The 11,977-nt window shown below is 59.4% G+C and carries 11 protein-coding genes; 8 read left to right on the forward strand and 3 right to left on the reverse strand.

Features of this window, described 5'->3' with window-relative positions; translation table 11 throughout:
* Window positions 1–50: 50 nt before the first annotated feature.
* The gene (gene mltF, locus ACQKPC_RS26760; protein WP_427627530.1) at window positions 51–1,511 is read right to left on the reverse strand and encodes a membrane-bound lytic murein transglycosylase MltF; all 1,461 of its coding nucleotides are present in this window, start codon (window positions 1,509–1,511) and stop codon (window positions 51–53) included.
* Between the two features lie 274 nt (window positions 1,512–1,785).
* Here mltF and purL point away from each other — a divergent pair, with 274 nt between their 5' ends.
* The 3 genes from purL to ACQKPC_RS26775 all read left to right on the forward strand — a co-directional run bounded on the left by purL (window position 1,786) and on the right by ACQKPC_RS26775 (window position 7,047).
* A complete protein-coding gene (gene purL, locus ACQKPC_RS26765) occupies window positions 1,786–5,682 on the forward strand; it encodes a phosphoribosylformylglycinamidine synthase (RefSeq protein WP_427627532.1) in 3,897 nt (1,298 codons plus the stop codon).
* A 19-nt stretch (window positions 5,683–5,701) separates the two neighbouring features.
* On the forward strand, window positions 5,702–6,013 hold the full coding sequence (locus tag ACQKPC_RS26770; protein ID WP_038981681.1) for a YqfO family protein: 312 nt from the start codon (window positions 5,702–5,704) through the stop codon (window positions 6,011–6,013).
* A 620-nt stretch (window positions 6,014–6,633) separates the two neighbouring features.
* The gene (locus ACQKPC_RS26775) at window positions 6,634–7,047 is read left to right on the forward strand and encodes a DUF6124 family protein (protein WP_427627534.1); all 414 of its coding nucleotides are present in this window, start codon (window positions 6,634–6,636) and stop codon (window positions 7,045–7,047) included.
* Window positions 7,048–7,249: 202 nt separating this feature from the next.
* On the opposite strand, the gene ACQKPC_RS26780 is transcribed toward ACQKPC_RS26775, so the two are convergent.
* Both ACQKPC_RS26780 and ACQKPC_RS26785 read right to left on the reverse strand, forming a co-directional pair.
* Window positions 7,250–7,753, reverse strand: coding sequence for a L,D-transpeptidase family protein (locus ACQKPC_RS26780; RefSeq protein ID WP_427627536.1), 504 nt, complete (start codon window positions 7,751–7,753; stop codon window positions 7,250–7,252).
* Window positions 7,754–7,818: 65 nt separating this feature from the next.
* The gene (locus ACQKPC_RS26785; protein ID WP_008071014.1) at window positions 7,819–8,370 is read right to left on the reverse strand and encodes an NUDIX hydrolase; all 552 of its coding nucleotides are present in this window, start codon (window positions 8,368–8,370) and stop codon (window positions 7,819–7,821) included.
* 146 nt (window positions 8,371–8,516) lie between these two features.
* Between ACQKPC_RS26785 and ACQKPC_RS26790 the strand changes: the two genes are divergently transcribed.
* The 5 genes from ACQKPC_RS26790 to purT all read left to right on the forward strand — a co-directional run bounded on the left by ACQKPC_RS26790 (window position 8,517) and on the right by purT (window position 11,869).
* A complete protein-coding gene (locus tag ACQKPC_RS26790) occupies window positions 8,517–9,116 on the forward strand; it encodes a CoA pyrophosphatase (RefSeq protein ID WP_007897550.1) in 600 nt (199 codons plus the stop codon).
* A 56-nt stretch (window positions 9,117–9,172) separates the two neighbouring features.
* A complete protein-coding gene (locus tag ACQKPC_RS26795; protein ID WP_003221962.1) occupies window positions 9,173–9,697 on the forward strand; it encodes a gamma carbonic anhydrase family protein in 525 nt (174 codons plus the stop codon).
* Complete coding sequence (locus tag ACQKPC_RS26800) at window positions 9,694–9,909, forward strand: DUF1289 domain-containing protein (RefSeq protein WP_063341457.1); 216 nt, start codon at window positions 9,694–9,696, stop codon at window positions 9,907–9,909. Before ACQKPC_RS26795 ends, ACQKPC_RS26800 begins: the two co-directional genes overlap by 4 nt.
* Before the next feature lie 211 nt (window positions 9,910–10,120).
* Entirely contained in the window at window positions 10,121–10,588 is a 468-nt protein-coding gene (locus tag ACQKPC_RS26805) for a preQ0 transporter (RefSeq protein WP_427627540.1), read from the forward strand.
* Window positions 10,589–10,687: 99 nt separating this feature from the next.
* Window positions 10,688–11,869 (forward strand): formate-dependent phosphoribosylglycinamide formyltransferase, encoded by a 1,182-nt coding sequence (gene purT / locus ACQKPC_RS26810; protein ID WP_123358219.1) that lies wholly within the window; start codon window positions 10,688–10,690, stop codon window positions 11,867–11,869.
* Window positions 11,870–11,977: the final 108 nt, after the last annotated feature.

The following is an 11,977-nucleotide window of genomic DNA, read 5'->3' on the forward strand; positions in this document are numbered from 1 at the left end:
CTGTGGGAGCGTGGCTTGCCCGCGATGGCGTCTTTGAAGGCTGCGAAGATTTAAAGCGGTGGGGTTTCCTGGCTCGGCTTGGTCTTGTCGACCCCCGGCACATGCAGGTTGCCTTCAGCGACCTGATTGCCTTCCAGCTGCGGCTGCGTGACCCACGTCAGGATGTCGTAGTAACGACGGATGTTCGCCACGAAATGCACCGGCTCGCCGCCCCGGGCGTAGCCGTAACGAGTCTTGCTGTACCACTGTTTCTGCGACAGGCGCGGCAGGATTTTCTTCACGTCCAGCCACTTGTCCGGGTTCAACCCTGCCTTGGCCGCCAGTTTGCGCGCGTCATCCAGGTGACCGCTGCCAACGTTGTAGGCTGCGAGCGCGAACCACGTACGATCCGGCTCCTGGATCGACTCATCCAGTTGCTCTTTCATATAGGCCAGGTACTTTGCCCCACCCATGATGCTCTGCTTGGGATCGAGTCGATTGGACACGCCCATGGCTTGCGCCGTGTTCTGGGTCAGCATCATCAATCCGCGCACGCCGGTCTTGGACGTGACCGCCGCTTGCCACAGCGATTCCTGATAACCGATCGCCGCCAGCAGGCGCCAGTCGACTTTCTCTTTCTTGGCGTACGTCTTGAAATGCTGTTCGTATTTGGGCAGCCGCTGCTGCAGATGCTGGGCGAAGGTATAGGCGCCCATGTAACCGAGTACATCGACGTGCCCGTAATAGCGATCCTTGAGGCGTTGCAGGGTGCCGTTTTTCTTCACTTTGTCGAGGTAGGCGTTGATCTCGTTGAGCAGGCTGTTGTCTTCGCCGGCGGCCACGGCCCAGCTCTGATTGCTGGCGTCACCGAGATCGAAGGCGACCCGCACGTTGGGGAAGTACACCTGGTTCATCGCGACTTCGTTGGAATCGACCAGGGTCAGATCGATCTGGGCTTCGTCGACCATGCGCAGCAAGTCGACGACTTCAACCGCGTCGGATTCTTCGTATTCAATGCCGGGATATTTCTTTTTCAGCTCTGCCAATTGCTCGGCGTGGGTGCTGCCCTTGAGCACCATGATCTTCTTGCCGACCAGATCGCCTGCGTCGGTCGGCCGTGACTGGCCGTTGCGGTAGATGATCTGTGGAGTGACTTCGAGATAGGAGTGGGAAAATCGCACCTGTTTTTTTCGTTCTTCGCTGCTGACCAGGCCGGCAGCAGCCAGCACCGGGCCATTGGGCTTGCCCACCTGATTGAACAGGTCGTCGAGGTTGTCGGCAGTTTCGATCTTGAGCTCGACCCCCAGATCCTCGGCAAAGCGCTTCACCAGCTCGTATTCGAAGCCGGTTTCACCGTTGCGATCCTGAAAGTAGGTGGCGGGACTGTTACGGGTAACCACCCGCAGCACGCCATCCTCCTTTACGCGCTCCAGCGTGTTGGGTTTATCAACACAGCCACCGAGCACCAGGAAGAGTCCGGTTGCGATCAGCCATTTGGCGTACCGCGGACGCAAAGCCGTTGGGGAAAACATCTGCGCAGTATACGCAAAGGACCACGAGCGCCATATCTCGACAGCGAAGGGCTTGTCTGCTAGAGAGTCTAAAACCCGCTTGGAGCCCGCAGGAATGGGCCCGAACAGCATTTTGTGAGATAAAAAATAACCCTCGGCGCACGCTTGTTCAGGGCCCGAAAACCCGGCCCGACGTTCGGGTACAGCCGTGCGTACCGTTTCGGGTGATGTCGCGGGCGGTTTAGGCTAGAATGCACGGCCTCAAAGCACACCCCTTCCCGAGGCTGTCCCGAAGATGTTGATCCTGCGCGGCGCTCCTGCCCTTTCTGCCTTTCGCCACAGCAAACTCCTTGAGCAACTGAGCCAGAAGGTTCCGGCTGTCAGCGGCTTGTATGCTGAATTCGCTCACTTCGCCGAAGTTACCGGCGTCCTGACCGGCGACGAACAGCAGGTGCTCGCGCGCCTTCTGAAGTACGGCCCAAGCGTTCCAGTACAAGAGCCAACCGGTCGTCTGTTTCTGGTGTTGCCACGTTTCGGCACTATCTCGCCGTGGTCCAGTAAAGCCAGCGACATCGCTCGCAACTGTGGCCTGACCAAAGTCCAGCGCCTGGAGCGCGGTATCGCGTTCTACGTCGCCGGCCAGTTCAGCGACGCCGAAGCGCAGCTGATTGCAGACGCCTTGCATGACCGCATGACCCAGATCGTATTGGACAACCTTGAACAAGCCGCCGGCCTGTTCAGCCACGCCGAACCCAAGCCCCTGACCGCGATCGACGTGTTGGGTGGCGGCCGCGCCGCGCTGGAAAAAGCCAACACCGAGCTAGGCCTGGCCCTGGCCGAAGACGAGATCGACTACCTGGTCGCAGCCTTCGTTGGCTTGAAGCGCAACCCGCACGACATCGAACTGATGATGTTTGCCCAGGCAAACTCCGAGCACTGCCGTCACAAGATCTTCAACGCCAGTTGGGACATCGACGGTCAGAGCCAGGAAAAAAGCCTGTTCGGCATGATCAAGAACACCTATCAGATGCACAGCGAAGGTGTTCTGTCGGCTTATAAGGACAACGCCTCGGTAATCGTTGGCTCCGTCGCCGGCCGTTTCTTCCCGGACCCTGAAACCCGCCAGTACGGCGCGGTGCAGGAACCGGTGCACATCCTGATGAAAGTCGAAACTCACAACCACCCGACCGCGATTGCCCCGTTCCCGGGCGCGTCCACCGGTAGCGGCGGTGAGATTCGCGACGAAGGTGCAACCGGTCGCGGCGCCAAGCCAAAGGCTGGCCTCACCGGTTTTACCGTGTCCAACCTGCAAATCCCGGGTTTCGAACAGCCATGGGAAGTGCCGTACGGCAAGCCTGAGCGCATCGTTACCGCGCTGGACATCATGATCGAAGGCCCGCTGGGTGGCGCCGCGTTCAACAACGAATTCGGTCGTCCGGCCCTGACCGGTTATTTCCGTACCTTCGAACAATCGATCACCACCCCGCGTGGCGACGAAGTTCGCGGTTACCACAAGCCGATCATGCTGGCTGGCGGCATGGGTAACATCCGTGCCGAACACGTACAGAAAGGCGAGATCACCGTTGGCTCCAAGCTGATCGTGCTCGGCGGCCCGGCAATGCTCATCGGCCTGGGCGGCGGTGCTGCCTCTTCCATGGCCACCGGCACCAGTTCGGCGGATCTGGACTTCGCATCGGTACAGCGCGAAAACCCGGAAATGGAACGTCGTTGCCAGGAAGTCATCGACCGTTGCTGGCAGTTGGGTGATAAAAACCCGATCAGCTTCATCCATGACGTCGGCGCGGGCGGTCTGTCCAACGCCTTCCCGGAACTGGTCAACGACGGCAACCGTGGCGGTCGCTTCGAGCTGCGCAACATTCCAAACGACGAGCCGGGCATGGCCCCGCACGAAATCTGGAGTAACGAATCCCAGGAACGCTACGTTCTGGCGGTGGGACCTGCGGACTTCGAACGCTTCCAGGCGATCTGCGAACGTGAGCGTTGCCCGTTTGCCGTGGTCGGCGAAGCCACTGCCGAACCGCAACTGACCGTGACCGACAGCCACTTCGGCAACAGCCCGGTGGACATGCCGCTCGAAGTGCTGCTGGGCAAAGCCCCGCGCATGCACCGTTCGGCGGTTCGCGAAAACGAGCTGGGCGATGATTTCGATCCGTCGACCCTCGAGATCGCCGACTGCGTCGAGCGCGTTCTGCATCACCCGGCCGTGGCCAGCAAAAGCTTCCTGATCACCATCGGCGACCGTACCATCACTGGCCTCGTGGCCCGTGATCAGATGGTCGGCCCGTGGCAGGTTCCGGTGGCTGACGTTGCCGTCACCGCTACCAGCTTCGACGTCTACACCGGTGAAGCCATGGCCATGGGCGAGCGTACTCCGCTGGCTCTGCTGGACGCTCCGGCGTCGGGTCGCATGGCCATCGGCGAAACCCTGACCAACATCGCGGCGTCGCGCATTGCCAAAATCTCCGACATCAAACTGTCGGCGAACTGGATGTCCGCCGCCGGTCACCCGGGTGAAGACGCGCGTCTGTACGACACCGTGAAAGCGGTCGGCATGGAATTGTGCCCGGACCTCGGCATCACCATTCCGGTAGGCAAGGACTCGATGTCCATGGCCACCCGCTGGAACGACGAAGGCGTCGACAAGACGGTGACGTCGCCGATGTCGCTGATCGTGACCGGCTTCGCCCCAGTGGCTGACATCCGTCAGACCATGACCCCGCAACTGCGCATGGACAAGGGCACCACCGACCTGATCCTGATCGACCTCGGTCGCGGTCAGAACCGCATGGGCGCTTCGATCCTCGCTCAGGTTCACGGCAAACTTGGCAAGCAGGCACCGGACGTCGATGACGCCGAAGACCTGAAAGCCTTCTTCGCCGTGATCCAGGGTCTCAACGCCGACGGTCACTTGCTGGCTTATCACGACCGTTCCGACGGTGGTCTGCTGACCAGCGTCGTGGAAATGGCCTTCGCCGGTCATTGCGGCCTGAGCCTGAACCTCGACGGTCTGGCAGAAACCTCCGCCGACATCGCCGCGATCCTGTTCAACGAAGAACTGGGTGCTGTGATCCAGGTTCGCCAGGACGCCACTCCGGACATCCTCGCGCAGTTCAGCGCAGCTGGCCTGGGTGACTGCGTGTCGGTGATCGGTCAGCCGATGAACAACGGCGAGATCAGCATCACCTTCAACGGCGACACCGTGTTCGAAGGTCAGCGTCGTCTGCTGCAACGTCAGTGGGCCGAGACCAGCTACCAGATCCAGCGTCTGCGTGATAACGCCGACTGCGCCGAACAAGAGTTCGACGTGCTGCTGGAAGAAGACAACCCGGGCCTGAGCGTCAAGCTCAGCTACGACGTCAACCAGGACGTCGCCGCGCCTTACATCAAGAAAGGCATCCGCCCACAGGTTGCCGTGCTGCGTGAGCAGGGCGTCAACGGTCAGGTGGAAATGGCGGCTGCGTTCGACCGCGCCGGTTTCAACGCGATCGACGTGCACATGAGCGACATTCTGGCCGGCCGTGTCGACCTGAACGAGTTCAAAGGTCTGGTGGCTTGCGGCGGTTTCTCTTACGGCGACGTGTTGGGCGCCGGCGAAGGCTGGGCCAAGTCCGCACTGTTCAACAGCCGCGCTCGCGATGCCTTCCAGGGCTTCTTCGAACGTAATGACAGCTTCACCCTCGGCGTGTGCAACGGTTGCCAGATGATGTCCAACCTGCACGAGCTGATCCCGGGCAGCGAGTTCTGGCCGCACTTCGTGCGTAACCGTTCCGAGCAGTTCGAAGCTCGCGTTGCCATGGTGCAGATCCAGGAGTCGAACTCGATCTTCCTGCAGGGCATGGCCGGTTCGCGTATGCCGATCGCTATTGCTCACGGTGAAGGTCATGCCGAATTCGCCAGCGAAGAAGCGTTGCTGGAAGCCGATCTGTCGGGTTGCGTGGCGATGCGTTTTGTCGACAACCACGGTAAGGTCACCGAGAACTACCCGGCCAACCCGAACGGCTCGCCGCGCGGGATCACCGGTTTGACCAGCCGCGACGGGCGCGTGACCATCATGATGCCGCACCCGGAGCGTGTGTTCCGCGCCGTGCAGAACTCGTGGCGTTCGGAAGACTGGAACGAAGACGCACCTTGGATGCGTATGTTCCGTAACGCTCGCGTTTGGGTTAACTAAGAGCGGGGAGCTGATTGCCGTGTACAAGCTCAGTTTTTTTGTTCCGGCCAGTCATGTCGAGGTGGTCAAGAGTGCTGTGTTCGCTGCCGGTGGCGGGCGGATCGGGGCTTATGATCACTGCGCGTGGCAGGTGTTCGGGTTGGGTCAGTTTCGACCTTTGGATGGCAGTCAGCCGTTTATTGGTGAAGCGGGGCAGGTCGAGCAGGTTGAAGAATGGAAGGTTGAGCTGGTGGTCAGCGATGAGTTGATTCGGGCGGTGGTGGTGGCTCTGAAAGAGAGCCATCCCTATGAGACGCCGGCTTATGAGGTATGGCGGTTAGAGGATTTCTGATCTTCCTGGCCGCTGAAAATGAGAAACCCGCTGAAAGTGATTTCAGCGGGTTTTTTATTGGCTGCGATTTTAGGGCGTGGCGGCCTTGGAGCCGACCAGGTTCTTGTTGATTGAGTGTGCGGGCTTGCTCGCGAAGGCGGTCTGACAGCCAACCAATCTCTCGAAGATGCACACGGCTCAATTGTAGGAGCGAGGCTTGCCCGCGAAGGCGGCCTCACAGCCAACCAATCTCCCCCCGGATGTACGCCAACCCACTGTGGGAGCGAGCCTGCTCGCGATGACGGCCTTACAGGCAACGATGTTTATTGATCAGAAAAAACATCAGAACCTTCCCACAAGTTTTTCAGGTTGTCCGTCGGAAGTGGACTCTCTAACCTTTGGCTGTCGCTGCCAATTCAGTGACCGGGACTGCAAGCCCGCCGATAGTTTGTTAGACACCTTTAAGCGCACCTATAATCGTGGCGCTTAAATCAATGGTCATCGATTTATGGTGGCTGTGTGCGGGAGACCTTCGGGTCTGCCGAGGGCCTAACAACTCGGTCTTGCAGACCCGCGCACAGCTGCCACCCATCATCTGCAAGTGATGCTGGTAGCTCCAACTTTTTGTTAGGAGTTTCACAATGATCAAAGACAGCCCAAATCCTCCAGAAACAGACGTAGAAACAGACGTAGAAACAGATTTAGAAACAAACATGGAAAACGAATCCGTTTCCCCCTACGCCTGCCTTAATTCCAAAAAGCTCCACGACGCCGCAATCCGTGCACTCGATCACTATCTGGCGCCACCTTCCCAGAAGAAGGCCGAAGCCGGCCAGCGTCCAAGTACGATTTTCGTCGTCGCGCCCAACGTAGATTCCGAAACCCTGCTGGCCCATGCCTGTGAAACCCTGGCTTCGGCGAATGTCATGGCCAGTGAGTTGGCGTACGACCTCACTGGGCCGGCGTGCAATCTGGCCTTGGGCATTCAGCAGATGATTTCGTTGGCGGAGTTGTCGGTGAATCGTGTGTTGGATCATCTGGACCCGCAGGGGTAGCACAATGAAAAAAGCCCGCTGGACCTGTGACGGTCAGCGGGCTTTGAGATTTTCATTGGTTGTGCGGGCCTCTTCGCGGGCAAACCCGCTCCCACACTTTGATCTGTACCAAAAAGTTGGATATCAATCCTGATTTTGGGGGCAGATCACCACAGGCAACCCCCTCGCCACAAAAGCTCCTCGCCAGCCTTAAAGGTTGCCGTTAAGGGCGAATTTCAATCATCGTGCCGTCCGGCACCAAACCCCAAACCTCGCGCATGTCCATGTTGCGCATGGCGATGCAGCCGTCGGTCCAGTCCAGTGTATGGAACAGGTCTTCGGGATTGTCTTCGGTGTCCGGGGTGCCGTGGATCATGATCATGCCGCCAGGCTCGACGCCTTCGCGCCGGGCACGGGCGGCGTCGCTGATGTTGGGGTAGGAGATGTGCATCGCCAGGTTGAAACGGTCGCTGATCTTGCGCCAGTCCACCCAATAAAAGCCTTCGGGGGTGCGTTTGTCACCCTCCATCAGCTTTGGCCCCTTGGGGCGTTTGCCTAGGGAAATGCGATAGGTCTTGATCGGCCTGCCGTCATTGATCAACTGCAACTGGTGGGCAGATTTGAGAACCAGGACTTTTTCGATGACCTTGCCGTCCAGCGTTTCCGTGGAGGAAGCCTGGGCGACAGCGACGAACGATAAGCAAAAAACAGCAAGCAACCAGCGCATTGAAACGATATCCCTAAGAGGTGTCGCGACTATTTATTTTATAGGTGCTTTTATGTGTAGCAGCTTTAAATGATGGCAGGCTGGACGAGCGGCGGGATCGATTCGGACCGCACGGGGTAGACCTCGGTCCGCCGGTCAGCGAAGAAGCATTCTAAGGTACGGCCCACCGTGCGGAAAGCCAGTTCGCCCCAAGGAATGTCGGCTTCTTCGAACAGTTGCACTTCCAGGCTCTCGGGCCCCGCGGAAAAATCCAGGTCCACCAGCTCGGCGCGAAAGAACACATGCACCTGGCTGATGTGTGGCACGTCGATCAGCGTATAGATACTCAGGTTGCGCACGCGGGCACAAGCTTCTTCGGCGGTCTCGCGAATGGCGGCCTGCTCGATGGTCTCACCGTTTTCCATGAACCCGGCGGGCAGGGTCCAGTAACCGCGCCGTGGCTCGATGGCGCGACGGCACAGCAACACCTTCGAACCCCAGACCGGCACGCAACCGGCAACGATATTGGGGTTTTGGTAATGGATGGTATGACAGCTGTCGCAGACAAAACGCAGGCGCGAATCGCCTTCGGGAATGCGCTGGGTTACCGGGTTGCCGCACTGGCTGCAAAATTTCATGCTTGGGTTCCTGAATGCTGCGCCTATCTTGGCGTGCAGCGGTGTCGGTCGGCAAGTTGTCGTTTCGCGACATGAGGCTGTTCGGGGCTTGGGCGGCCGATGCGATTGGTGCATGATGCAGGGTAAGGCACAGATCGAGAAGACTCATGCTGGACGAGCTACTGCACCGGGTAAGCAATCACACGCCGCGTACGCTGGAAACCGACCGACGTTTCCCCGAAGCCGCGGTATTGGTGCCCATCACGCGCAGTGACGAACCGGAACTGGTGCTAACCCTTCGCGCCAGCGGGCTTTCGACCCATGGCGGCGAAGTTGCCTTTCCCGGCGGTCGACGCGACCCCGAAGACCCTGACCTGATTTTTACCGCCCTGCGCGAAGCCGAAGAAGAAATCGGCCTGCCGCCGGGGCTGGTTGAAGTGATCGGCCCGCTGAGCCCACTGATCTCCCTGCACGGCATCAAGGTCACGCCCTATGTCGGCGTGATTCCGGATTTTGTCGAATACCAGGCCAACGACGCCGAGATCGCCGCGGTGTTCAGCGTGCCGCTGGAGTTCTTCCGCAAAGACCCGCGCGAGCACACTCACCGCATCGACTATCAGGGCCACAGTTGGTACGTGCCAAGCTACCGTTATGGCGAATACAAGATCTGGGGGCTGACGGCGATCATGATCGTCGAGTTGATCAACCTGCTCTATGACGCGAAAATCAGCCTGCATCAACCACCCAAGAGTTTTATCAACACCTGAAGCCATCGTTCGCATGGCATGAGTCTGCGGCTGCCTGAGCCTTTGAGGACAATAAGATGAAATACCGCCTGGGCGACGCCCGCGTCGACACCCATCCGCAGAGTTGGGTCGCACCCAATGCCGTGCTGGTGGGCAAGGTCAAACTGGAAGAGGGCGCCAACGTCTGGTTCAACGCCGTGTTGCGTGGCGACAACGAACTGATCCTGATCGGCAAGAACAGCAACGTGCAGGACGGCACCGTGATGCACACCGACATGGGCTACCCGCTGACCATTGGCACCGGCGTGACCATCGGCCACAACGCAATGCTTCACGGCTGCACGGTGGGCGATTACAGCCTGATCGGTATTAATGCGGTGATTCTCAACGGCGCGAAAATCGGCAAGAACTGCATCATCGGCGCCAACTCGCTGATCGGGGAGGGCAAGGAAATTCCGGACGGTTCGCTGGTCATGGGCTCACCGGGCAAGGTCGTGCGCGAGTTGACCGAGCCGCAAAAGAAGATGCTCGAAGCCAGCGCTGCCCACTATGTGCATAACTCGCAGCGTTACGCCCGCGATCTGGTCGAGCAGGAAGAATGAGCACCACTGAACGACCGGTTCCATCGCCGTGCGTGAACATTTGTGCGCTGGATGAGGATGACATTTGCACCGGGTGTCAGCGCACGGTGGAGGAGATCACGCGCTGGAGCCGGATGGACAACGAAGAGCGGCGCAAGGTGTTGGGGTTGTGTCATGAGCGGGCGAAGTCGAGTGGGTTGATCTGGATGTTGCCCTCCAAATCCGATTCCTGATGGTTGTACGCGGTTCTGTGGCGAGGGGGCTTGCCCCCGTTGCGCTGCGAAGCGGCGCTAAACCTGCGACTTTATTCTTTCAGGCGTATGGCATTTGCTGATTTCACGACTGCTGCGCAGCCGAACGGGAGCAAGCTCCCTCGCCACAGGTGATCTGTGCGTTGAGGATGAAGTACCCTGTGCACCAAAATCGACAGGTACTCCCGCCCCCATGCTCTTCCTGATCGCCTACATCAGCAGCGTTGTGCTGATCAATTACGCTTTTTCCAGCGCCCCGCACCTGGACATCATCTGGTCGGCCTGGGGTGGTCTGGTGTTCGTGCTGCGGGACATGGTGCAAACCCGTTTCGGCCACGGCGCGATCGCGGCGATGCTGGTGGCGCTGGTGCTGTCTTATGTCACTTCTGACCCGTCTATCGCACTGGCCAGCGCGATCGCATTCGCCGTGTCCGAGTGCATCGACTGGCTGGTGTTCAGCATCACCAAGCGTCCATTGCATGATCGCCTGTGGATAAGTTCGGCGCTGAGCATCCCGCTGGACACCTTCATCTTCTTCGGCATGATCGATGCGCTCACTCCGGCCGTGATCCTCACCGCCATGGGTTCGAAGTTCGCAGGTGTGACAGTCGTGTGGCTGATCATGGCCTGGCGCTTGCGTAATCAGGCCGTCGTCAGCTGAAGCCAAAGCCTCAGGTTCATGTAAAATGCCGCGCTTTCTCCCCATGGGAAGCGTGCCAGGCACCGCATCCCTCGATGATCCGCTTCTTGAGGACCTGAGATGACCCGTATCGGAACTCCATTGTCGCCAACCGCGACCCGCGTATTGCTGTGTGGTTGTGGTGAGTTGGGTAAGGAAGTGGTGATCGAGCTGCAACGCCTGGGCGTTGAAGTGATTGCCGTGGATCGCTACGCCAATGCGCCGGCCATGCAAGTTGCCCATCGCAGCCATGTGATCAACATGCTCGACGGCGCAGCCCTGCGTGCAGTGATCGAAGCCGAGAAGCCGGACTTCATCGTGCCGGAAATCGAAGCCATCGCCACCGCGACCCTGGTAGAGCTGGAGTCCGAAGGCTTCACCGTGATCCCGACCGCTCGCGCCGCGCAGCTGACCATGAACCGCGAAGGTATCCGTCGCCTGGCCGCCGAAGAGCTGGGCCTGCCGACGTCGCCGTACTACTTCGCCGACACCTTCGAGGACTACAGCAAGGCCGTCGACGATCTGGGTTTCCCATGCGTGGTCAAACCGGTCATGAGTTCCTCGGGCAAAGGCCAGAGCCTGCTGCGCAGCGTTGATGACGTGCAGAAAGCCTGGGATTACGCTCAAGAAGGTGGCCGCGCCGGTAAAGGTCGCGTGATCATCGAAGGCTTCATCGATTTCGACTACGAAATCACTCTGCTGACCGTGCGTCACGTTGGCGGCACCACGTTCTGTGCGCCGGTTGGCCACCGTCAGGAGAAGGGCGACTATCAGGAATCCTGGCAGCCACAAGCCATGAGCCCGGTTGCTCTGGCTGAATCCGAGCGCGTTGCCAAAGCGGTGACCGAAGCCTTGGGTGGCCGTGGTCTGTTTGGCGTCGAGTTGTTCATCAAAGGTGATCAGGTCTGGTTCAGCGAAGTCTCGCCGCGCCCGCATGACACCGGTCTGGTGACCCTGATTTCCCAGGACCTGTCGCAGTTCGCGCTGCACGCACGGGCGATCCTGGGCCTGCCGATTCCATTGATTCGTCAGTTCGGGCCTTCGGCTTCGGCGGTGATTCTGGTGGAAGGGCAGTCGACTCAGACCGCATTCGCCAATTTGGGCGCTGCGCTGAGCGAGCCGGATACCGCGTTGCGTCTGTTCGGCAAGCCTGAGGTCAATGGCCAGCGTCGGATGGGGGTGGCGTTGGCGCGTGATGAGTCGATCGAGGCTGCACGGGCTAAAGCGACCCGTGCTTCTCAGGCTGTTGTGGTAGAGCTGTAACCGAGGCGCGGCATTCGCGATGTAGAAACGGATACATCCTTTACAATCGAGACCGGGGACATCCTTTACGTTTTTGTGGGTTTGAAAGGCGGTTTTCACCGCTTTTCA

The organism is Pseudomonas sp. NPDC089918 (assembly GCF_050280605.1).
Classification (GTDB): Bacteria; Pseudomonadota; Gammaproteobacteria; order Pseudomonadales; family Pseudomonadaceae; genus Aquipseudomonas.